General features: G+C 72.3%; 24 protein-coding genes and 1 tRNA gene. 17 read left to right on the forward strand and 8 right to left on the reverse strand.

Annotation, left to right across the window (positions count from 1 at the left end):
• The first annotated feature begins 63 nt into the window (after nt 1-63).
• From AAH991_RS01640 to AAH991_RS01650, 3 genes are all read left to right on the forward strand, one after another.
• On the forward strand, nt 64-936 hold the full coding sequence (locus AAH991_RS01640) for a LysR family transcriptional regulator (protein ID WP_346223676.1): 873 nt from the start codon (nt 64-66) through the stop codon (nt 934-936).
• A 16-nt stretch (nt 937-952) separates the two neighbouring features.
• Entirely contained in the window at nt 953-1,783 is an 831-nt protein-coding gene (locus tag AAH991_RS01645; protein ID WP_346223677.1) for an MBL fold metallo-hydrolase, read from the forward strand.
• A gap of 147 nt (nt 1,784-1,930) precedes the next feature.
• Nucleotides 1,931-3,043: an alpha/beta hydrolase family protein gene (locus AAH991_RS01650; RefSeq protein WP_346223678.1), complete on the forward strand. Its 1,113-nt coding sequence runs from the start codon at nt 1,931-1,933 to the stop codon at nt 3,041-3,043.
• On the opposite strand, the gene AAH991_RS01655 is transcribed toward AAH991_RS01650, so the two are convergent.
• A complete protein-coding gene (locus AAH991_RS01655) occupies nt 3,040-4,578 on the reverse strand; it encodes a dolichyl-phosphate-mannose--protein mannosyltransferase (protein WP_346223679.1) in 1,539 nt (512 codons plus the stop codon). The genes AAH991_RS01650 and AAH991_RS01655 overlap by 4 nt on opposite strands.
• A gap of 134 nt (nt 4,579-4,712) precedes the next feature.
• Between AAH991_RS01655 and ypfJ the strand changes: the two genes are divergently transcribed.
• The 4 genes from ypfJ to AAH991_RS01675 all read left to right on the forward strand — a co-directional run bounded on the left by ypfJ (nt 4,713) and on the right by AAH991_RS01675 (nt 8,567).
• A complete protein-coding gene (gene ypfJ, locus AAH991_RS01660) occupies nt 4,713-5,573 on the forward strand; it encodes a KPN_02809 family neutral zinc metallopeptidase (RefSeq protein ID WP_346223680.1) in 861 nt (286 codons plus the stop codon).
• A 58-nt stretch (nt 5,574-5,631) separates the two neighbouring features.
• A complete protein-coding gene (locus AAH991_RS01665; RefSeq protein ID WP_346223681.1) occupies nt 5,632-5,928 on the forward strand; it encodes a type II toxin-antitoxin system VapB family antitoxin in 297 nt (98 codons plus the stop codon).
• An 84-nt stretch (nt 5,929-6,012) separates the two neighbouring features.
• A complete protein-coding gene (locus tag AAH991_RS01670; RefSeq protein ID WP_346223682.1) occupies nt 6,013-7,371 on the forward strand; it encodes an AAA family ATPase in 1,359 nt (452 codons plus the stop codon).
• Nucleotides 7,368-8,567, forward strand: a complete 1,200-nt coding sequence (locus tag AAH991_RS01675; protein ID WP_346223683.1) for a tetratricopeptide repeat protein — start codon at nt 7,368-7,370, stop codon at nt 8,565-8,567. Before AAH991_RS01670 ends, AAH991_RS01675 begins: the two co-directional genes overlap by 4 nt.
• 114 nt (nt 8,568-8,681) lie before the next feature.
• On the opposite strand, the gene AAH991_RS01680 is transcribed toward AAH991_RS01675, so the two are convergent.
• The 4 genes from AAH991_RS01680 to AAH991_RS01695 form a co-directional block, all read right to left on the reverse strand.
• Nucleotides 8,682-8,766: transfer RNA gene (locus AAH991_RS01680), tRNA-Ser, on the reverse strand.
• A gap of 61 nt (nt 8,767-8,827) precedes the next feature.
• Entirely contained in the window at nt 8,828-9,322 is a 495-nt protein-coding gene (gene tadA / locus AAH991_RS01685; protein ID WP_346223684.1) for a tRNA adenosine(34) deaminase TadA, read from the reverse strand.
• Nucleotides 9,319-9,801, reverse strand: coding sequence for a tRNA adenosine deaminase-associated protein (locus AAH991_RS01690; RefSeq protein WP_346223685.1), 483 nt, complete (start codon nt 9,799-9,801; stop codon nt 9,319-9,321). The genes tadA and AAH991_RS01690 overlap by 4 nt, the downstream gene beginning before the upstream one ends.
• A 15-nt stretch (nt 9,802-9,816) precedes the next feature.
• Nucleotides 9,817-10,308 (reverse strand): tRNA adenosine deaminase-associated protein, encoded by a 492-nt coding sequence (locus tag AAH991_RS01695; RefSeq protein ID WP_346223686.1) that lies wholly within the window; start codon nt 10,306-10,308, stop codon nt 9,817-9,819.
• A gap of 138 nt (nt 10,309-10,446) precedes the next feature.
• On the opposite strand from AAH991_RS01695, the gene upp reads away from it, so the two are divergent.
• The 6 genes from upp to AAH991_RS01725 all read left to right on the forward strand — a co-directional run bounded on the left by upp (nt 10,447) and on the right by AAH991_RS01725 (nt 14,557).
• The gene (gene upp, locus AAH991_RS01700; RefSeq protein ID WP_346223687.1) at nt 10,447-11,085 is read left to right on the forward strand and encodes a uracil phosphoribosyltransferase; all 639 of its coding nucleotides are present in this window, start codon (nt 10,447-10,449) and stop codon (nt 11,083-11,085) included.
• A 176-nt stretch (nt 11,086-11,261) separates the two neighbouring features.
• Nucleotides 11,262-11,480 (forward strand): hypothetical protein, encoded by a 219-nt coding sequence (locus AAH991_RS01705; protein ID WP_079314255.1) that lies wholly within the window; start codon nt 11,262-11,264, stop codon nt 11,478-11,480.
• Nucleotides 11,481-11,551: 71 nt separating this feature from the next.
• The gene (locus AAH991_RS01710) at nt 11,552-11,728 is read left to right on the forward strand and encodes a hypothetical protein (protein WP_179155058.1); all 177 of its coding nucleotides are present in this window, start codon (nt 11,552-11,554) and stop codon (nt 11,726-11,728) included.
• Nucleotides 11,725-12,255, forward strand: coding sequence for a PH domain-containing protein (locus tag AAH991_RS01715; RefSeq protein WP_346223688.1), 531 nt, complete (start codon nt 11,725-11,727; stop codon nt 12,253-12,255). The genes AAH991_RS01710 and AAH991_RS01715 overlap by 4 nt, the downstream gene beginning before the upstream one ends.
• Nucleotides 12,256-12,450: 195 nt before the next feature.
• Nucleotides 12,451-13,716, forward strand: coding sequence for a helix-turn-helix domain-containing protein (locus tag AAH991_RS01720; protein WP_346224073.1), 1,266 nt, complete (start codon nt 12,451-12,453; stop codon nt 13,714-13,716).
• A gap of 151 nt (nt 13,717-13,867) precedes the next feature.
• On the forward strand, nt 13,868-14,557 hold the full coding sequence (locus tag AAH991_RS01725) for a FadR/GntR family transcriptional regulator (RefSeq protein ID WP_346223690.1): 690 nt from the start codon (nt 13,868-13,870) through the stop codon (nt 14,555-14,557).
• Between the two features lie 77 nt (nt 14,558-14,634).
• Here the strand turns inward: AAH991_RS01725 and dnaN are convergent, their stop codons facing one another.
• The 3 genes from dnaN to AAH991_RS01740 form a co-directional block, all read right to left on the reverse strand.
• Complete coding sequence (dnaN, locus tag AAH991_RS01730; RefSeq protein WP_346223691.1) at nt 14,635-15,726, reverse strand: DNA polymerase III subunit beta; 1,092 nt, start codon at nt 15,724-15,726, stop codon at nt 14,635-14,637.
• Nucleotides 15,727-15,793: 67 nt separating this feature from the next.
• Entirely contained in the window at nt 15,794-16,441 is a 648-nt protein-coding gene (locus AAH991_RS01735) for a response regulator transcription factor (protein WP_346223692.1), read from the reverse strand.
• Nucleotides 16,432-17,928: a sensor histidine kinase gene (locus AAH991_RS01740; protein WP_346223693.1), complete on the reverse strand. Its 1,497-nt coding sequence runs from the start codon at nt 17,926-17,928 to the stop codon at nt 16,432-16,434. The genes AAH991_RS01735 and AAH991_RS01740 overlap by 10 nt, the downstream gene beginning before the upstream one ends.
• A gap of 132 nt (nt 17,929-18,060) precedes the next feature.
• Between AAH991_RS01740 and AAH991_RS01745 the strand changes: the two genes are divergently transcribed.
• The 4 genes from AAH991_RS01745 (at nt 18,061) to AAH991_RS01760 (ending at nt 21,093) form a co-directional block, all read left to right on the forward strand.
• The gene (locus AAH991_RS01745; RefSeq protein WP_346223694.1) at nt 18,061-18,936 is read left to right on the forward strand and encodes an ABC transporter ATP-binding protein; all 876 of its coding nucleotides are present in this window, start codon (nt 18,061-18,063) and stop codon (nt 18,934-18,936) included.
• The gene (locus tag AAH991_RS01750) at nt 18,933-19,682 is read left to right on the forward strand and encodes an ABC transporter permease (protein WP_346223695.1); all 750 of its coding nucleotides are present in this window, start codon (nt 18,933-18,935) and stop codon (nt 19,680-19,682) included. Before AAH991_RS01745 ends, AAH991_RS01750 begins: the two co-directional genes overlap by 4 nt.
• Before the next feature lie 69 nt (nt 19,683-19,751).
• On the forward strand, nt 19,752-20,534 hold the full coding sequence (locus AAH991_RS01755) for a helix-turn-helix domain-containing protein (protein WP_346223696.1): 783 nt from the start codon (nt 19,752-19,754) through the stop codon (nt 20,532-20,534).
• A gap of 94 nt (nt 20,535-20,628) precedes the next feature.
• Nucleotides 20,629-21,093 (forward strand): SRPBCC family protein, encoded by a 465-nt coding sequence (locus tag AAH991_RS01760; protein ID WP_346223697.1) that lies wholly within the window; start codon nt 20,629-20,631, stop codon nt 21,091-21,093.
• Nucleotides 21,094-21,168 lie beyond the last annotated feature (75 nt).

A 21,168-nucleotide genomic window follows, 5' to 3' on the forward strand; every position in this document is an offset into this window, starting at 1 on the left:
ATCGGGTGGCCGGCGATACCTCCCGGGTATCAATCCCGGGCGCCCGGGAGATAGCGTGACGGCATGGAGACGCGAGAGCTGCGCTACTTCGTCGCCGTCGCCGAGGAACTGCACTTCGGGCGGGCCGCGCAGCGGCTCGGGATCGCGCAGCCGCCGCTGTCGCGGGCGATCGGTCAGCTCGAACGGCGGCTCGGGGTGGCGCTGCTGGAGCGCACCAGCCGCTCCGTCACGCTGACCGAGGCCGGGTCGGTGCTGCTGACCGAGGGCCGGGCGGCGCTCGACGCGGTCGAGGCCGCCGAGCGCCGTGCCCGCCGCGCCGCACTCGCCGCTGCCGGCAGCCCCGGCCTGGTCCTCGTCACGAAGGCCGGAGCGGCCGGCGACCTGCTGCCGAAGCTGCTCGACGCGTACGCCGCGGAGCCCGGCGCGGTCGCCGTCGACGTGCTCCTGTGCGGCATCGGCGAGCAGGAGCGGCTGCTGCGCGACGGGCGGGCCGACGTGGCGCTGCTGCACCGGCCGTTCGACTCGACGGCCGGGTTCGACGTGGAGGAGCTGCGCACGGAGGGGCAGGTCGTGGTCCTGCCGGCCGGGCATCCCCTCAGTGCCCGGGCACATCTGCGGATGGCCGACGTCACCGCGCTGCCCGGGCTGCCGATGCCACGCTGGCCCAGGCTCGACGGCACGTACCCGGACGGCCCCGGCCCGCAGGTCCGGGACCACGCGCAGCTTCTCCAGCTGATCGCGCTCGGCCGGGCCGCGGCGGTGCTGCCGGAGTCGTGCCGGGCCTTTCTCCACCCCGACCTCGCCGCTGTGCCGGTGCCGGACGCGCCGGCGGTGACGACGGTGATCGCCTGGCCGCCGCACAGCCGCTCCCGTGCCCTCGCCGGGCTGGTCCGGGCAGCCACCCGCCTCCAGCCGCCTTGCCTCGCGTCCACGTAGACAGGATCGTGGCCGGATGGAACATATGGACTTCCCTCGCTGGATCCACGGCTCCGAGTCGGCCAAGCACAACGCCGATCCGGACATCCAGGTGCACCGGTACGACGAGCACACCTTCGTCCTGCGCCAGAACAAGGCGATCAACTACGAGGCGCCCTTCATGTTCCTGCTGTTCGGGGATGCCCGGGCCCTCCTGCTGGACACCGGCGCGACCGCGTCCGCCCGGTTCTTCCCGCTGCGCCGGACCGTGGACGCCATCGTGCGGGGCTGGCTGGACGAGCACCCCCGCGAGGGCTATGGGCTTCTCGTCGCCCACACCCACGGCCACGGCGACCACATCGCCGGGGACGCCCAGTTCGCCGGCCGCCCGGACACGCTGATCGTCCATCCCGCGCCGGAGCGCGTACGCGAGTTCTTCGGCCTGGGCGACGACCTGGACGTGCCCGTCCCCCTCGATCTCGGCGGCCGCGTCCTGGACGTGCTGTCGAGCCCCGGGCACCACAGGTCGGCGGTGACCTTCTACGACCGGTCCACCGGCCTGCTGCTGACGGGGGACACGGTCTACCGCGGCCGGCTGTACGTCGAGGACTGGCCGGCGTTCGAGCGGACCATCGACCGCCTGGTGAGGTTCGCCGCGGACCGGCCGGTCACCCACGTGCTCGGCTGCCACATCGAGATGACGAACGTGCCCGGCGTGGACTACCCGATCCGCACCACCTACCAGCCCGACGAGCCGCCGCTGCAGATGACGGTCGGCCACCTGCGGGAGATCCGCGACGCGGTGACGGAGATCGGCGGACGCCCGGGCGTCCACGTCTATCCCGATTTCATCGTCTACGCCGGCTGATCCGCGAAAGTTTCAGCTCCGGCGGCCCGTCGTCGCACGCCCCGTCGGGGCGGCGGGCGCCGGCGGTTGACCACCGGTTCGTGGCTGGGACACTCCGGTCCTGCGGCCCGGACAGGCCCGGCCGACGGACTCTGGAGACACACACCCATGGCGATCTCCCGTAAGGCCGCGGCGCTCGCCGCCGCGTTCGCGCTCGTCCTGCCGGCTCCCGCGTCCGCGTCGCCACCGCCGAAGGCGCCGGGGACGCCGGTACGCACCGAGCCGCTGGCCGAGAGCCTCCGACTGGCGGGGGCGGGGACGTCGCTGGCGATCCGGTACCGGTCGACCGGCCACGACGGGCGGCCCACAGTGGTGAGCGGCACGCTGGCGCTGCCGGCCGGGCGCCCGCCGGCGGGCGGCTGGCCGGTCGTGAGCTTCGGTCACGGGTTCGGCGGGATCGCCGACGCCTGCGCCCCCTCCCATACGGGCCCGAGCCCCTGGGAGCGCGCCGTGCAGGAGACGCTGCTCGCGGCGGGCTACGCCGTGGCGGTGACCGACTACGAGGGGCTGGGCACACCCGGCGACAGCCCCGGCATCGACGGGCGGTCCGAGGCGTACGACCTCGTGGACATCGTCCGCGCCGCCCGCCACGTCGCGCCCGTGAGCCGGAACTGGGCGTCCGTCGGCTATTCGATGGGCGGGCACGCGGCCCTGTTCGCGGGCGCCCTCGCCGCCTCGTACGCCCCCTCGCTGCGGCACATGGGGACGATCGCGATGGCCCCGATCACGCAGTGGGGAGTGCAGACGGCAGACCCGGCGTTCCGGGACCCGGCGAAGCCGGTCAACCACACGATCCCCTACAACGGCCGCACGATGCCGCTGACGACCCCGGGCTTCCGGGCGGCGGACTGGTTCACCCCGAAAGGGCTCGAACTCGTCGACCTCGCCGGGCGGGCCTGCATCGGCGAGATGATCGAGGCGGTCGCCGGCCTCACCAACGGCGACGTGCTCAAGGACCCGGCGGCGGCCACCGACGCGTTCGGCCGGGCGCTGGCCGACGACGAGATCCCGGTGGCGCGCTATCCACGGCCGGTGTACGTCGTCCACGGCACCGAGGACGTCATCCCGATCGCGCTCAGCCGGATGACGGCCGGGCAGCTGCGCGCGGCGGGCACCGACGTCACGTTCGTCCCGGTGGAGGGCGCCGACCACATCACGCTGCTGCCGGCGATCGCCACGCGGGTGCGCGAGTGGACCGACCGGCTCTTCCGCCGCCGCTAAATCCAGCTCCGCAGCAGCATGCGGCTCAGCCAGGCGTCGTACGGCACGGGCACGGCGGTGAGCACGGGCGACAACCACCAGAAGTTCACCAGCGCGAGCAGCGTGAACGCGCCCACCAGCGCCGCGCCCGTGGACCGCCGGGCATTCGACGCGCCCGCCGGCCCGAGCACGAGCCCGCACGCCAGCACGATCGCGAGGATCATGAACGGCACCGCCGGGAGCAGATAGAACAGGTACATCGTGCGGTCGTCGGCCAGCGCGAAGTAGAACCACGGCAGCCAGCCCGCGGCGTACGCGAGCAGGACGGCCCCCGCCCGCCAGTCGCGGGTCGCCGCGTACCGGACCACCATCGCGAGCAGCGCGAGCAGCGCGGCGTACCAGATCACCGGGGTGCCGGTCCCGAGGATCGCCCGCGAGCAGGACGCCGCACCGCACGTGCCGGGGGGCGCCTGGTAGAAGAACAGGGTCGGCCGCAGCAGCAGCGGCCATCCCCAGGGGTCCGACTGGTAGTCGTGGTGCGCGCTCAGCCCCTGGTGGAAGCCGAACACCTGGCTCTGGTAGTCCACCAGCGAACGCAGCGAGTCGAAGACGAAGTAGGCCCAGCCGTTCGAGGTGGCACGGTCCCAGTTGCGGCCCCACCCGCCGGCCGAGGCGAACCATCCGGCGAACGACGCGACGTAGACGGCGAGCGGCACGGCCCCGAGCCAGGCGAGGCCCAGCGGCCAGTCGTGGCGGGCCGCCTGCCGGTACGGCCGGCGCAGGCCGACGGCGCGTCTTGCCCCGCAGTCCCAGACGAGGGTCATGATCGCGAATGCCACGGCGAACAGCAGACCGGTCCACTTGGTCGCCGCCGCCGCGCCCAGGCACAGACCGGCCGCCAGCCGCCAGGGCCGCGGGCCGAGCCGGGGGGCGGGCCCGGTCAGGGCGGAGGTGCGGTACCACTCCGTCAGGCGGGTGCGGGCCGCGTCCCGGTCGGCGACCAGGCAGGCGAAGCCCGCCAGCACCCAGAACGCGAGGAAGACGTCGAGCAGTGCCGAGCGCGACAGCACGAGGTGCAGGCCGTCCAGCGCCAGCAGCAGGCCGGCGAGGCAGCCGAGGAGGGTCGAGCGGGTCATCCGGCGGGCGGTCCGCGCCAGGACCAGCACGCTGAGCGTGCCCACGAGCGCGGCCGCGCACCGCCACCCGAAGGGCGTCGGGCCGAACAGCCACTCTCCCGCGCCGATCAGCCACTTGCCGAGCGGGGGGTGGGCGACATAGGCGCCGCACTCCTCGAACGTCCCGCACGTCTTGAAGACGTCCGTGCCGCCGCGCAGGATCGCCGGGTCGACGTCGTCGGCGAACTGCCGCTCGACGCCGAACCTGATCAGCGAGTAGGCGTCCTTGGCGTAGTAGGTCTCGTCGAAGACGAACGCGTGCGGGACGCCGAGCCGGTCGAACCGAAGGAACCCCCCGAAAGCGGCCACAACCAGCGGGCCGAGCCACCCCCGCCCGCCCGGCATCGGCGGCACCAGCCGGGGTAAGGCGCTGCGAGGCACCTGGTGATCCTAACTCGGCAAATCACGATGATCAGGGCAAGACGGATCCGGCATGGCAGGACCGCTGGCATGATCACCCCTATCCGGGGCAGTAGGCCCGGCGAGAGACGGGAACCCTACCGGGAGCGTCGCAGATGGATTTCGATGACCGAGCGCAGCTCGACACCTCACAGGTCGAGGACGTCGGCGGTGGAGGCGGCTTCCGCGGCGGAGGCCTGGCCATCGGCGGCGGAGCCGCCGGCATCATCGCCCTCATCGTGGCACTGATCTTCGGGATCAACCCCGGCAACATCACGGGCGGCGGGGGCGAGCCCGCCGGTCTGCAGCCGACCAGCGATCTGAGTCAGCAGTGCAAGACCGGCGCCGACGCCGACCAGTCGGAGAAGTGCCGGGTCGTGGGCGTCGTCAACAGCATCCAGAAGTACTGGAGCGAGCAGATCCAGGGGTACACCGGCGCGAAGACCACGCTGTTCTCCGGTGGGGTGCAGACCGGCTGCGGCGCCGCGGACTCCTCGGTCGGCCCCTTCTACTGCCCTCGTGACCAGCACGTCTACCTGGACCTGTCGTTCTTCGACGAGTTGCAGTCGCGGTTCGGGGCCAAGGGCGGCCCCTTCGCGCAGGCGTACGTGATCGCCCACGAGTACGGCCACCACGCGCAGGACCTGCTCGGCACGATGAACCGGGTCGGCCAGGACCAGGGCGCGGAGAGCGGCTCGGTGCGGCTCGAACTGCAGGCCGACTGCTACGCGGGTGTGTGGGCGAAGAACGCGGTGGACACCGGCTTCTACGCCGAGCCGTTCTCCGATGCCGACATCAAGGAGGCGCTCAGCGCCGCCGCGGCCGTCGGCGACGACCACATCCAGGAGCAGGCCCAGGGCAGGGTCAACCCGGACGCGTTCACGCACGGCACCTCGGCCCAGCGGACCAAGTGGTTCACGAACGGCTACTCCTCGGGTGACCCGGCACGCTGCGACACCTTCTCGGGCAGCATCTGAGCACCCCCCGGAGGAGCCTCGGACGCGAGTCTTTGCGCCGTCTTCTAAACTACGTACCGTGATCTTTAAGTTGGTCGGCGACGGACGGCCCTATCCCGAGCACGGATTGTCGTCCCGGGAGTGGGCGCAGATCCCGCCCAGGCAGGTCCGGCTCGACACGCTGATCACCACGAAGGCAGTGCTGGATTTGCACTCGTTGCTCGCCGCCGACTCGACCTTCTACGGCGACCTGTTCCCGCACGTGGTGCAGTGGCAGGGCGAGCTGTACCTGGAGGACGGCCTGCACCGGGCCCTGCGCGCCGCGCTGCACCAGCGTTCGGTGCTGCACGCCCGCGTGCTGGAGCTGCAGGCCTGACGGCGCAAGATCGGACTGTCTGACCGCTTCGGTAACCTTACGGTCATTTGACGTGACCTGATCCCGACAGAAGGGAGCCGGGCGGTGCTCGACGACGCCGGACTCCACGCCCTCCGCGAGGCGGCTCGGCTGTCTCCCGACAACCTTCCCCTGCGACGCCATCTCGCCGAGCAGCTTCTGGCGAAGGGCTACCTCGCCGAGGCCGAGGCCGAGTTCCGCGCCGCCCTCGTGCTGTCGCCCCAGGATCCGGACGTCGTCGCCGGCCTCGCCGAGGCCTTCGTACGGCAGAGCGCCCACGGCCCGGCACTTTCGGTGCTGGAACCGCTCCTGGCGGATCCCGGCCACGCGCCACGCCTCGGCGTGATCGCCGCCAGGGCGCTGCTGGGCGAGGGCGACGTGACCGGCGCGGCACGCCGGTACCACGACGCGGTCTCCCGCGACCCCTCGCTGTCCGACCCGGCTCTGGCCGCCCGGCTCGCGCCGCAGCCCGTCCCGTCCCCTCCGCCGCAGGCCGCCCCCTCCGGTGCGCCGTACGCGGGCGGAGGCGCCGACGCGGAGGTCGAGCGCTCCCGCGTCAGCTTCGCCGACGTGGCCGGCATGGAGGCGGTCAAGGACGCGCTGCGGATGAAGCTCCTGCTCCCCGTCCAGCAGCCCGAACTGTTCGCCGCGTTCGGCAAGCGGGCGGGCGGCGGCGTGCTGCTGTACGGCCCTCCCGGCGCGGGCAAGACGCACCTGGCCAGGGCGGCGGCGGGCGAGCTCGGCGCGGCGTTCGTCAACGTCGGGCTGGCCGACATCCTGGACATGTACATCGGCTCCAGCGAGCGCAACCTGCGGGCCATGTTCGAGATGGCCCGCCGCAACCGGCCGTGCGTGCTCTTCTTCGACGAGGTCGACGCGCTCGCCGCGCGCCGGTCGGACATGCGGCAGGCGCACCATCGGCAGCTGGTCAACCAGTTCCTCGCCGAACTCGACGGCGTGGACGAGAACGCCAACGAGGGCGTCCTGGTGCTGGCGGCCACCAACGCGCCCTGGTACATCGACGTGGCGTTTCGGCGTCCCGGGCGGTTCGACCAGCTGGTGTTCGTGCCGCCGCCCGACCCCGCGGCCCGCGCCGCCATCCTGCGCATCCTCTGCCGTGACAAACCGCTGGCCGAGATGGACTTCGACGCGGTGGCGAAGGTGACGGACGGGTTCGTGGGCGCGGACCTCAAGGGAGTGGTCGACCGCGCGGTGGAGACCAAGCTCCATCAGTCGATCACCGCCGGCCGTCCCCTCCCGCTGACGACGCACGACCTGCTCGCGGTGGCCCGGGCGACGCGGCCGACGGCCGTGAAGGAGTGGCTCGGGACGGCGCGCAACTACGTCCTGCACGCCAACGACTCCGGCGCCTGGGACGAGCTGATGCCCTGGATCGACGGCAAGCGCGGCAACGCCAAGTGGTGACCACGGCGGCGGCGCTCGATCGGGCGCGGACGCTGCTGGGGCTGAACCGCCCGGCGGAGGCCGAGCGGGAACTGCGCGGCCTGCTCGCCCAGGAGCCGGAGAACGTCGACGGGCACGCGTTCCTGTCCGTGGCGCTGACCCGGCAGGGCAGGGCGGCGGAGGCGATCGGCGAGGCCGCGGAGGCCGTACGGCTCGCCCCGGACCACTGGTTCCCGCACTACGTGAGCGGGCACGCGTACCACCGGGCGGGGTATCCGGACGAGGCCGTCGCCGCCGCGCGGACGTGCCTGGCGCTCCACCCCGAGCACGCGCCGGCGTGGGAACTGCTGGCCCGGGCGCACGTCCACGCCGAGCAGTGGCCGCAGGCGGCCGACGCGGCGCGCCGCGGGCTCGCCGTCGATCCCGAGAACGCCGGCCTGGCCGCCCTGCTCGCGGTGGCCCTGACCGGGCACGGCGACGCCGCCGGGGCGAAGGAGGCCGCCGGGCGGGCCCTGGGACTCGACCCCGAGAGCGCCCTGGCCCACCTCGCGCACGGCCGCGCGCAGCTCGCCTTCGGCTCGCCCGCCGAGGCCGCCCACGCGTTCCGCGAGGTGCTCCGCCTGTCTCCGGGGTTCGACCAGGCCAGGGACCTCCTGGTGGCGGCGCTCAAGCGGCGCAACCCGGTCTACCGCCTGCTCGCGCGGCTGCGCGGCAGGTTCTCGGGCGGATGGCGGATGCTGTTCCTGCTGCCCGCCGTGCCTCCCGTGATCGCCCTGTTCGTCCTCATCGCGCTGCTGCACTGGGCGGCCTGGGTCGCCGAAGCGGTCACCACCCTGCGCCTGGCCCGCGCCACGGCCACCCGGCTGCTCTTCGACGGCGGGCAGGCGCGCACGGCCCTCGTGTGCTGCTGCCTGCCGGCCGCCGGAGCGGCGCTGCTCGTCACGGGCGTGGCGACCGCCCAGGAGGCGGTGGGAGTGGCGGGCGCGGCGGTCATGGCGCTGGTCACCCCCGTGCAGGAGGCGGCGCACACGAGCGCGCCGCGCGCCCGCGCCGTCCTGTACGGCTACGCGATCCTCCTGGGACTGGCCGCCGCCCTGGCGGCGCTCCTGTCCTCCGCCACCGCCGCGCTGCTCGCCGCCTACGCCGGGCTGGCCGGGATCTGGGTGGCCGCGGGCGTACGGCGGCTGACCCGGACCCGGGCCACGAACGCCGTCTGACCTGACACCTGAGCTTTGACGGGCCCTGCGCTTTGACAGGCCCTGAGCTTTGACAGGCCCTGAACGCGGAAGAGCCGCCGGCCCCTGATCGGGATCGGCGGCTCTTCCGGCGAGCGGTGGAGGTGGGATTTGAACCCACGGTAGGTTGCCCTACACACGCTTTCGAGGCGTGCGCCCTCGGCCACTAGGCGACTCCACCGCGCAGCAGCTTACCGGACGAACACCACTGCGCGCGCATCCGTTTCCGTCCGCCCGCCCGGTCAGGCGCGGCGGCCCGAGAAGAAGTCGGTGAGCACGGCCGCGCACTCGGCGGCCAGCACGCCCATGACCACCTCGGGCCGGTGGTTGAGCCTGCGGTCCCGCAGGACGTCCCACAGCGATCCCGCGGCCCCGGCCTTCTCGTCCACCGCGCCGTACACCACGCGGTCCACCCGGGCGAGGACCGCGGCGCCGGCGCACATCGTGCAGGGTTCGAGCGTCACGACGAGGGTGCAGCCCGTCAGCCGCCAGTCGCCGGTCGCGGCCGCCGCCGCGCGCAGGGCGAGCACCTCGGCGTGAGCCGTGGGGTCGGCGCTCGCCTCGCGGTCGTTGCCCGCCGCGGCCAGCACCTCCTGCGGTGCCGCCGAGCCGGGCCGCGGCGGGCCGAGCACCACGGCGCCGACCGGCACCTCGCCGCGCCCGCCCGCCCGTACGGCCTCCGCCAGCGCCAGCCGCATGGCGGCCTCGTACGCCTCCGGCCGCGGCGAGCCGGTCACCGCAGGCGGTCGAGCTCGTCGGCGAAGCCGAGCCGTTCGGCGATGAGGGAGAGGATGTCGGCGGGCAGCACGCCCTCCTCCATGCTGAGCTCCACGAGCTCCTCCGCGCTCAGCGAGAAGTCACCGAGCAGCTCGAGGTCGCCCACCGGGCGGATGCCGAGGTCGGGCGCGTCCTTGTCCACCACGGCGCCGGCGAGCTCGGCGAAGATCTCCCCGAGCGGGTCGTTCTGCACGGCGTGCGCGTCGGAGATGTACACGCGAGGGTCGAGGTCGTCCTCATAACGGACGATCGCGAACCACTCGTCCTCGACCTCGACGCAGAGCAGGGCGAGCTCGTCGCCGCTCAGCCCGAGCGACTCCTGCAGGGCGTCGCTCAGGTCATCGGCGATCTCGGCCTCGCCGAGGTCGACCTCGGCGCCGCTCCAGCGGCCGTCGATGCGGGCGAAGCCGGCGGAGAAGAGGTTGGATCTGGAGGGCATTGCCGTCTCCCCAGGTCAGCCGATGGCGGCGTCGACGGCGCGTTCGAACGGCTGGGAGAAGCCCAGCCGCGCGGCGATGCTGGACAGGACCTCGTCCGGCAGCAGGTCGAGGTCGCCGGACAGCGCGCCCAGCTCCATCTCGTCGAGCCCGAGGTCGGCGAAGATGGACAGGTCCCCGGCGGGCAGCACGCTGTCGAGCTCCTCCTCCTCCTCGGGCACGGGCACGTCGAGGTACTCGAGAACCTGCTGCGCCAGCGGCCACTCCCAAGCGGCCGTGATGTCCGAGAGGAAGACGTCCACCTGCTCGCCGAAGACCCGTAACGCCACGAAGAAGTCATCCCCTACGGCGACCATGCCAATCGTGGTGCCCATGCTGGGGGTCTGGCGGAGGGCGTGAATGAGGCCGTCCAGATCGGAGGTGAGCGCCACCGGGAGCATCTCCGCCTCCCAGCGGTCCTCCTCGCGATAGACGACGATGGCGAAGTCAAGAGTGTCCACGTCTGTCATCGTCTTCCCCACCGCGCGCTCTTCACGCAGGCAATCGTTGCAGAATCGGAGTCCCACCGTACGGCGCTCACTCCAAATCGTGATCAAAGACTCAGCCGGCGTCGAGGGTTCGCCCAGGAGACGGTAACTTTTGTCCCCATGGAGACCCTCGTCGTCGACCACCCGCTCGTCGCCCACAAGCTCACCACCCTCCGCGACGTGCGGACCGACTCGCCGACGTTCCGCCGCCTGGCCGACGAGCTGGTCACCCTGCTCGCCTACGAGGCCACCAGGGACGTACGGGTCACCGACGTCACGGTCGACACGCCGCTCGCCCCCGCCAGCGGCGTACGGCTGGCGCGGCCCGCGCCGCTCGTGGTCCCGATCCTGCGCGCCGGGCTGGGGATGCTCGACGGGATGACCCGGCTCCTGCCGACCGCCGAAGTGGGTTTCCTCGGGATGATCCGCGACGAGTCCACGCTGCAGGCCCAGACGTACGCCACCCGGCTGCCGGAGGACCTGTCCGGCCGGCAGTGCTACGTGCTCGACCCGATGCTCGCGACGGGCGGCACCCTCGCCGCGGCGATCGACTTCCTGTTCGACCGCGGGGCCCGGGACGTCACCGCGATCTGCCTGCTGGCCGCCCCCGAGGGCGTCGCGTACCTGGACGAGGCGTTCCGCGGCGGCGACCGGCCGATCCGGGTGGTGACGGCGGCCCTCGACGAGCGGCTGAACGAGAACGGCTACATCGTGCCCGGGCTGGGCGACGCCGGCGACCGCCTGTACGGCGTCGTCTGAACTCCCTCCGGTCCGTATTGCCCCCGCTCTGATTTCCCCGCGGTTCGATTTCCCTTTCCTTTCCGCGCGGTCCGTCCACATCTCACCCTTGGTTACACTCCGCGCCCGGTAGGGTACTCACTGTGATGACGACGTCACCTCGCGCTCTCGCGAGCGGCGCGCCACCAGGGAGAGCGATGATCCAGCATCCGGCCGGCGAGCACTACGAACAGCTCGAGGCCCTGCTCAGGGACGAGTTCGCGGGGGTCCATCCGCCCGCGACGGTGACCCGGTGCGTTCAGGCCGCCCACCACGGCGCCATCGAGGTCACCGGACACGCGCACCCCGCACTGGTCGAGCGCATCGCGCGCAAGCACCTGCGGGTCCTGGCGACCGCCGCGGCGGAGCGGGGATGACGCCGTCGGTCTCTCAACCCGTTCGCGGTTAGCCGCTTTACCAAACGGGGCGTCTGGGTAATGTATTGGTCATGGGAGTGGTGACGGCGGTGCAAGCGAAGAAAGTCATCAAGTGGACGCTCATCGTGTCGGCAGGGTTCTACCTGCTCACAAGACCGACTGACGCGGCCCATACAGTCCACGGAGCCTTCAACGGAATCGTCAGCGCGGCCGACTCGATGGCGCAGTTCTTCGCCACCCTGACATGAGACTTGTGACCCACGGGGACTCCGCCCCGTCGTCGGTCAACCGTTACCTCCTCCCCCACGAACACCAAGTCATCATGGTGCGGCGCCACCCCGCCGTGCTCCTGCGCCCGGTCGCCGAGATCTTCGGTGGGCTCGTCCTCGCCGGAGTCCTCAGCAAGTTCCTCAGCGACAACGGGGCGAGCCAGGCCCTCGCCCTCGTCTGGTGGGCCTGGCTCCTCCTGCTGGTCCGCTTCGTATGGAAGGTCGCGGAGTGGTCGGTCGACTACTTCGTGGTCACCTCCCAGCGCATGCTTCTCACCACCGGCCTCATCACGCGCAAGGTCGCGATGATGCCCCTGAGCAAGGTCACCGACATGAGCTTCCAGCGCTCGCTCCTCGGCCGCATGCTCGGCTACGGCGAGTTCGTGATGGAGTCGGCCGGCCAGGATCAGGCCCTGCGCACCGTCCCCCACATCCCCTATCCCGAGACCTTGTACCTCGAGGTCTGTCAGATGATCTTCCCCAGCAAGGATGGGGACGACGACTGACGGCGATCCGACCGTCCGGTATCTCGTCACCGTGATCGAACCTTCACCGTCGTGATTCTTGACGGAGGGTTACACGATTCGGTCGCTTCGTGCCATTATGGCGACACTATTGACCCTTCCCCCGCCCTGTGAGATCAGATGCCGAGTCAGGGAACCATCGGTGACCGCGTCCGCGGATTGCGGTTGAGCAGGCGCATGTCGCAGGCCCAGTTGGCCGGACCCGACCTATCCGACAGTTACGTCTCACTCATCGAGTCCGGAAAGCGGACGCCAACGCCGGTCGTCGCCCGGTTGCTTGCCGAGCGGCTCGGTTGCACCACCGAGTTCCTGCTCCACGGGATAGAACCCCGGCAGCGCATCGACACCGAGCTCGGCCTCCGACATGCCGAGCTCGAGCTTTATCACGGCGATCCCGCCGTGGCCACCGACCGCTTCGGCGAGATCGTCAAGGCGGCGGGTGAGGACAACGCGATGCTCGCCGCCCACGCCCGGCTCGGTGTGGCGCGGGCGCTGGAGGCGCAGGGCCGCGTCGGCCGGGCCGTCGAGGCGTACGAGCGGCTGCGCCGCGAGGCCGCCGCGCACCCCGAGCGCCTCGCCGACCTGCCCTTGACCATCGCGCTGTGCCGTTGCTACCAGCGGGCAGGCGACCGGCTCCGGGCGCGGGACCTCGGCGCACACGCGCTCGGCCACGTCGACCGGCTCGGCGTGATCGAGGGCGAGCTGGCCGTGGAGCTGGCGCTGGCGCTCGTCGAGGCCGAGACCGGCCTGCCGTATGTCGAGCGGGTGCTGTCGACGGCGGGCCCGGAGCGCGCCGGCGACCGCAGCACCGAGATCCTCGCGCTGTGGCAGGCCAGCGTGACGGCGGCCGAAGGCGAGGACTCGGCGCTGGCCGTGCAGCTCGCCGAGGACGCTCTCGCCGCCGGCCGTCCGGCCCGGATCGCCGTCCGCCGCGCCCGCATCGCGATGCACTGGGCTCGCCTCACCGCGTCGAATCCCGAAGGCGCCGATTTGGACCGAGCCAACGCGCTCGCGCGCTCCGCGTCCGAGGTCTTCGCGGAGTTCCCGGCCGAACGGCAGGAGCACGCGCGGAGCCTCGTGGTGCTGAGTTCCGTACGGTTCCGGATCGGAGACACGGAATCCGCAGCCGAACTCGCCGATCGGGCACTGCATCTGTTGAACGGCGCCAAGGGGACCACCGCGGCCACCGCGAACATGGTTCTGGCCGAAATCGCGTTGGCACGGTCCGAAGATCCGGCTGCCCTGTTGGACCGGGCACACGACCTGCTGGACACCGTGACGCCCGACCGGGAGACCGCCCGGGCCTGGCGCATGCTCGGCGACCTCTGGGGCCAGGCCGGCGCCCTCGACCGGCAGTCAGGGGCATATCGTAGAGCCCTGGAAGCGGTCGGGATCCGGGTGAACATACCGGGCGCCATGAACACGACGGTGCTCGCTCGATAGTGCCGCGACCGACAAGATTTGCCTGGGGCAAAGATTGGCGGGAGGGGCACCAGCCTCCCGGGGCCTCCGAACTTGTTCTGGAGGCTCTGGAATAATAAGGGTCTACCACTCATTCCATCATCGGATGATTGGCAACCCAAAGGAGGCTGACGTGAGCCTGCGGACGGCGCAGCGGGCGTCTCTCGTGGACCAGGTGATCGACCAGCTCAAGGAGCAGATCACCTCCGGCTCATGGCAGATGCACGCCAAGATTCCCACCGAGACGGTGCTCGCCGAGCACCTCGGAGTCGGCAGGAACACGGTTCGTGAGGCGGTCCGCGCGCTGACCCACGCCGGGCTGCTCGAGTGCCGCCAGGGCGACGGGACCTACGTCCGGGCCACCAGCGAGCTGTCCGGCGCGATGGCCAGGCGCCTGCGGGCGGCCGAGCAGCTGGAGATCCTCGAGGTCCGTCGCGCCCTTGAGGTCGAGGCGGCCCGGCTCGCGGCGACGCGGCGGACCGAAGGCGACGTCGCGTCGATCGAGGCCGCGCTCGCCGCGCGGGAGAAGGCGTGGGCGGACGGCGACCCCGAGGCGTTCGTCGAATCCGACCTCGCCTTCCACGTGGCGGTCGTGGAGGCCACGCACAACAGGGTGCTGATCGACCTCTACGTCGACTTCTCGGCGGCGCTGCGAGCGAGCATCGCGGCGGCCGGCGGCTCCTTGGAGCAGAACTACATCCCCCACGACGCGATCGTGCGCGCGATCGTCGCCGGCGATGCCACCGCGGCCGAGCGGGCCGGCCACGCGTGCATGGAGCACATCCTCATCGCCCTCACCGACTCCGCCACCCTCACCTCCTGAGCCTCGCCTCCCCGAACCCCTCCCGCCCGGCGGGTCCGTTCCCCACGGCACCCGCGGGGCCCTTCAGGTGAGCGCGGTCAGCCGAGCCGCAGCGACATGACGAGGTAGCGGAACCCGGGGTCCTCCCCCTCATCGGTGATCAGCGCGGGACGGGTCGGGGATTCCAGGTGAATCCGCGCTCGCTCGGTCCCGACGCCTTCGAGCCCGTCGAGCAGGAAGTGGGGCTGGAAGGCGATCTCGATGTCCGGCCCATCGAGCTCGGCGTCCACGATCTCCGAGCCCCTGCCGATGTCGCCGCCCCCGGCCCTGATCTGCACCTGCCCCTGCGAGAACGACAGCCGGACCGCGGTGTTGCGCTCGGCGACCAGCACGACCCGCTTGACGGCCTCCACGAACGGCGCCACCGCCACGTCGGCGTGGATGCCCCACTCGCCGGTCAACCGGGACCGGTAGTCGATGAACTGGTCGTCCAGCAGACGCACGGTGGTCGTGCGGCCCTGGCTCTCGAAGCCGGCCACGTTGTCGCCGAGCCCGATCGCCACCTCGCCGCCGCGCAGCGACCGGGCCACCTCGACCAGGACCCGCGCCGGCACGACCACGCCGTGCCGCACGTCCTCCCGCTCGGGGTGCCACAGGAACTCGCTCGCGGCGATGCGGTAGCGGTCGGTGGCGGCCATCGCGACCCGGACGCCCTCGATGTCCACGCGGACGCCCGTCAGCATGGGCAGCGTGTCGTCACGGCTGGCCGCGGCCGCGACCTGGCGGATCGCGTCGGCGAACACGCCGCCGCCCACGGCGCCGACCTTCGGCGGCATCGGCGGCATCGCGGGAAAGTCCTCGTCGGGCATGGTGAGCAGATTGAACTCCACGCTGCCGCAGGCGAGCACCGCCTCGGACCCGCTCGTGGCGATCTCGACGGGCCGGGCGGGCAGGCTCCGGGTGATCTCGGCCAGGACCTTGCCGGGGATCAGCACCCGCCCCGGCTCGGCGACGTCGGCCTCGACGTCGGCCCGGGCCGACACGTCGTAGTCGAAGGCGGACACCCGCAGGTCGTCTCCCGCCTCCAGGAGCAGGCCCGCGAGAACGGGCACCGCGGGCCGGGCGGGCAGCACCCTGGCCGCCCACGCCACCGCGTCGGCCAGGACGTCGCGGTTCACCTGGAATTTCATGCCGACCTCCTGCCTGCGCCACGACTCGCTCCCAAGGTAGCGGGCCGCACCGACAATCCCCGTGGCGCTACTTGCTGTTGAGGAAGGCGAGCACCGCGAGGACCCTGCGGTTGTCGTCGTCGGAGGGCGCCAGTCCGAGCTTGGCGAAGATGCTCGCCGTGTGCTTGCCCACCGCGCTGTCACTGAGGAACAGCCGCTGCCCGATCGCCGCGTTGGACCTGCCCTCCGCCATCAGTTCCAGCACCTCGCGCTCCCTCGGGGTGAGCCGGCCGAGCGGTTCGTTGCGCGCGTTGCTCGCCAGGAGCCGGGCGATCACCTCGGGGTCCATCGCCGTTCCCCCGCCCGCGACCCGGCGTACGGCGTCGACGAACTGCTCGCCGTTGAACACCCGGTCCTTCAGCAGGTAGCCGACGCCGCCGGACCCGTCGGCCAGCAGCTCCCTCGCGTACAGCTGCTCGACGTGCTGGGACAGCACGAGAACCGGCAGGCCCGGCACCCGCCGCCGCGCGGCCAGGGCGGCCTGCAGGCCCTCGTCGGTGAAGGTCGGCGGGAGCCGTACGTCCACGACGGCCACGTCGGGACGCTCGCCGACCAGCGCGGCGAGCAGCTCCGGGCCGGACTCGACCGCCGCCACCACCTCGAAGCCGTGGGCGCGCAGCAGGGCGACCAGGCCCTCCCTCAGCAGGTGCAGGTCCTCCGCAAGCACTACCCGCACCCGCCGGCCTCCGTCTCCCTGCCCCGCATCGTCGTCGTCAGCGCGACGGCCAGCAGGCCGCCGCCGAGCGCAATCATGCCGACGATGACCGGCCACTGGAAGGGCTCGGGCACGTACAGGCCGAGGAACCAGGACTTCACCGGCGACCCCACCAGCTTGAACACCATCGCGACCAGCCCCTGCGGGAACAGCGCGATCGGCCACAGCGCCCAGCAGATCCGGCCGAAGTAGCGCCACGGTGACACCGGCGCCGACCGCACCCGGAACGCCCGGGGCAGCTCGATGACGGCCGTGGTCGGACCGCCCACAGGGCTGTTCACCGCGAGGACGCCGTCGAAGGCCCCGAGCCTGCGCTCGATGCCGTGCAGGCCGGTGCCGCGCTCGGGGTCCGCGCCGCCATGGCCGTCGTCGGTCACGGTCACGCGCAGCGCCGGGCCCTGCGCGCTCACGTCCACCCACACCTCGCTCGCGTCCCCGTGGCGAGCGGCGTTCGCCAGCAGCTCGCTGACCGCGAAGTACGCCGCCGACTCCAGCGGTGCGGAGGCGCGCTCCGGCAGGTCGACCGTGACGTGGACGCGCAGCGGACTGTCCAGGGCGAGGGCGCGTACGGCGTCACCGAGACCACGCTCGGCCAGCACCGGGGGATGGATGCCGCGCACCAGCCGCCGGAGCTCCTGCAGCGCGGTCGCCGAGGCCTCGCTCGCCTTGCCCAGCAGCGCCCTGGCGGCCTGCGGGTCGCTGTCCAGCAGCTGCTCGGCCGCGCCGATCGTCATGCCGATCGCGACGAGGCGGGCCTGGGCGCCGTCGTGCAGGTCGCGCTCGATCCGGCGCAGTTCGGCGGCCTGCGAGTCGACGACCTCGGTGCGCGCCGCGTCCAGGCGGCTGACCTGCTGGGCCAGCCTGGCCTTCTCGGTGGGCCCGAGCAGCGCGGCGGCGATCCTGCCGTGCGCCCGCACGGCCCACGGGGCGTACCAGTACGCGGTGCTCACCGCAAGCAGGATCCAGGCCGCGCCCAAAGGGTCGCCCGTGGCCAGGCGGACGGCGCCGTACGCGGTCGCGAGCAGCGGTGCGGCGACGAGCAGGCCGCCCATCCACAGATCCCCCATGAGGAAGGCGAAGTCGCGCCAGGTGGCCGGATCCTTGGTCATCCAGTTCCACCGCAGGTTGAAGGCCGGGATCGTGGGCTTCTTGTACAGGGTGCGGCCGTCCCGGTACCAGCCGTCGGCCTGCGGGACCGGTGGGGGCGGCGCGGGCAGATAGGGCTCGTCGATCGAGATGCCCGACCATCGCGCGGCCAGCCCCCGTTGCGTGCGGGTCACGGCCCGCGCGAGCCGTACGGCCGGCGGGAAGACGATCACCAGGCCGACCAGGAAGGTGAGCAGCATGGCGGTCAGCACCGCCAGGCCCGCGACCTGTCCCAGCAGGGCGAGGCCGGCGAGGGCGGCGCCCCTGCCGAGGGCGACGAGAGTCGGGCGAGCTGAGGTCATGCACCCAGTTTGCGGGCTTGCGCCGGGCCGGCACAGTGGCCCGAGCCACCCGATGGGGGTGGGGAAAAGTGCACCCCCACCGGGTTCGCAGGCGCATTCCGGGCCGCCCGCCCTCTTTCTAGCGTCGTCGGCATGGCAATCATCACCGTGGACCACCTCCGCAAGACGTACGGCACGCGGGTGGCGGTCGAGGACGTGTCGTTCTCCGTGAAGGAGGGCGAGGTCTTCGGCATCGTGGGCCGCAACGGGGCGGGGAAGACGACGACGGTCGAGTGCGTCGCCGGGCTGCGCACCCCCACCGCGGGCACGGTCACCGTGGACGCGGACCTGAAGGAACAGGTCGGCGTGCAACTTCAGGAGTGCTCGCTGCCCGACAAGATCCGGGTCGGGGAGGCGCTTGCGCTCTACGCCTCGTTCTACTCCCGCCCGGCCGATTGGCGGGCCCTGGCCGCGGAGGCCGGGCTCGACCTCCGCGTGCCCTTCGCGAAGCTGTCGGGCGGGCAGCGCCAGCGGTTGTCGGTCGCGCTCGCGCTGGTCGGAAACCCGCGCGTCGCGATACTCGACGAGCTCACGACCGGCCTCGACCCGCAGGCCCGCCGCGAGACGTGGGACCTGGTCACCCGGATCAGGGACCGCGGCGTGACGGTCCTGCTCGTGACCCACTTCATGGAAGAGGTGGAGCGCCTGTGCGACCGGGTCGCGGTCATCTCCCGGGGGCGCGTGCGGGCGGTGGACACGCCCGCCGGGCTCGTCGCCCGCACGGGCGGCGAGCAGCGCCTGGTCTTCCACACCGGCGAGCCCGTCGACGGCCTTCGGGCGCTGCCCGAGGTGACGTCCGTCACGGTGACCGGCGACGGGAACGGCGCGGAGGTCACGGTCACCGGCTCCGCCGACCTGCTGAGCGCCGTCACCGCCGTGCTGCCCGCGTCCCGGATGCGGGACCTGCGCCTGGAGCGCACCACCCTCGACGACGCGTTTCTCGTTCTCACCGGCCAGGAGGAGTCATGACCAAGGCGTTCGGAAAGCTCGCGGCGGTGGAGGCCCGGCTGTTCCTCCGCGAGCCCGCAGCCGTGTTCTTCGTGGTCGTGCTGCCGGTGGGCCTGCTGCTCGCGCTCGGCAGCACGATTCCCGGCTTCCGGGACGCCGACCCGTCGCTGGGCGGGCAGCGCTTCGTGGACGCGCCGTTCACGGGCATGATGATCCTGCTGTCGATCGTGACGCTCGCGCTCAGCGCGCTGCCGTCGGCCCTGGTGCTCTATCGGGAGCGCGGCGTGCTGCGGCGGATGTCCACCACGCCGGTACGGCCGGCGTCGCTGCTGTCCGCCCAGTTGCTCGTCAACGTGGCGGCGTCGGTGGTGGCGACCGCGCTGACGCTGGGTGTGGGCCACCTGGTCCTCGGGGTGCCGCTGCCCAAGGCGCCCTGGGCGTTCGCGATGGTCTTCGTCCTCGGCTCGGTCGCCATGCTCGCCCTCGGGCTGCTGCTCGCCTCCGTGGCACCGAACTCCCGGGTCGTCCAGGGCGCGGGGGCGGCCCTCATGTTCCCCCTGCTCTTCCTCGCGGGGATGTGGCTGCCCCGGGCGCTCATGCCCGAGGTCCTGCGCCGGATCAGCGACTTCACCCCCACCGGCGCCTTCGGCCAGGGCCTCGTGGACGCCCTGGGCGGGCACGCCCCGCAGCCGCTCCACCTCGCCGTACTGGCGGGCTGGGCACTGGCCGCCGGCCTCGCCGCGGCCCGCCTGTTCCGCTGGCACTAGCCCCCGCGGCCCCGCGGCTACCTCACGGGTAATCGCCGGGCCGTTCGGCGAGCGGATAGCGTCGGTGTCGTGACCGTCGCCACGCTTCATCAACGGCCGTTCGGCGAGCTCCTGCGTCAGTGGCGCGAGCACCGGCGGCTGAGCCAGCTCGACCTGTCCAACCAGGCCGAGATCTCCACGCGGCACATCAGCTTCCTGGAGACCGGCCGGGCCACCCCCAGCCGCGACATGGTGCTCCACCTCGCCGAGCATCTCGATCTTCCGCTCCGCGAGCGCAACCACCTGCTGCTGGCCGCCGGATACGCCCCCGTCTACACCGAGTCGCCGCTCGACTCGCCGGGCATGGCCGCGGTGTACGACGCGGTCCGGCGGCTGCTGTCGGCCCACGACCCCTATCCGGCCGTGGTGGTGGACCGCGCCTGGGACCTCGTCGACGCCAACGAGGGCATCTCCCTGCTCGCCGAGGGGATCGACCCCGACCTGCTGAGCAACGTGCTGCGGGCGAGCCTGCACCCGGAAGGGCTCGCCCCGCACATCCTCAACCTCGGCGAGTGGCGGGCGCACCTGCTCGGGCGGCTGCGCCGGCAGATCACGCTCACCGCCGATCCCCGGCTCTCCGAGCTGTACGCCGAGCTGCGCGACTACCCCTGCGACCAGCCCGAGCCCGAAGTGGAGCTGCCCGGCCCCGGGGACATCCTGGTGCCGCTGCGGGTGCGGCGGGGCGGGCGGGAGCTGTCGTTCTTCAGCATCGTGGCGACCTTCGGCACCCCGCTCGACATCACGGTCTCCGAGCTGGCCATCGAGTCGTTCTATCCGGCCGACGCCGCGACGGCCGCCGTCCTCCTTTCGTGATCAACCGGCGTCCGCCCGGCGATGCGGCCCTGCCACAATTCCCCCATCGAGCCAGACCCGAATGAAGGGGAGGCCGGGGTGGGGGGAGGGCAGGGTGCCCACACGGGTGCTGACCAACACGTTCCACGTGAACGCCGCGCCGGAGGATGTCTTCGAGCACCTCACGGCGCCCGAGAGCTACGTAGGCCTGTCGCCGCTCGTGGTGGCCGTGCGTGACGTCGACCGGTCCGAGCCGGGGGTCGTGCGGTACACCTCCGTCGAGCGGTTCCGCTTCCTCGGCCTGTCGTACGACAACCCGATCGCCGTCACGCTGCTGACCGAGCGCACGGCCGGGGGCCTGTCCGTACGCGGGCAGGTGCGCAGCCCCGGTGGCGTACAGCTGGGATACCGGTTCGACCTGTCCCCGCAGGACGGCGGCACCCGGATGGACGACCGGCTGGACGTGAGCGCGTCCCGGTTGCTGCTGGGCTTCGCGGCGGGCCAGGCACGTAAGGTCCAGCTCGCCCGGGCCCGGATCCTCGCGGAACGGCTCTCCGGGAGGTCTGCGAACGGCTCCTGAACGGCGTCACCCGCCCCGAGGGTCCGTCGCCACGTTTCGCCACCCTGACCGCTGCCCTCTCGCGTGAGAAGCTGG

The organism is Microbispora sp. ZYX-F-249, assembly GCF_039649665.1.
Lineage (GTDB): Bacteria > Actinomycetota > Actinomycetes > Streptosporangiales > Streptosporangiaceae > Microbispora > Microbispora maris.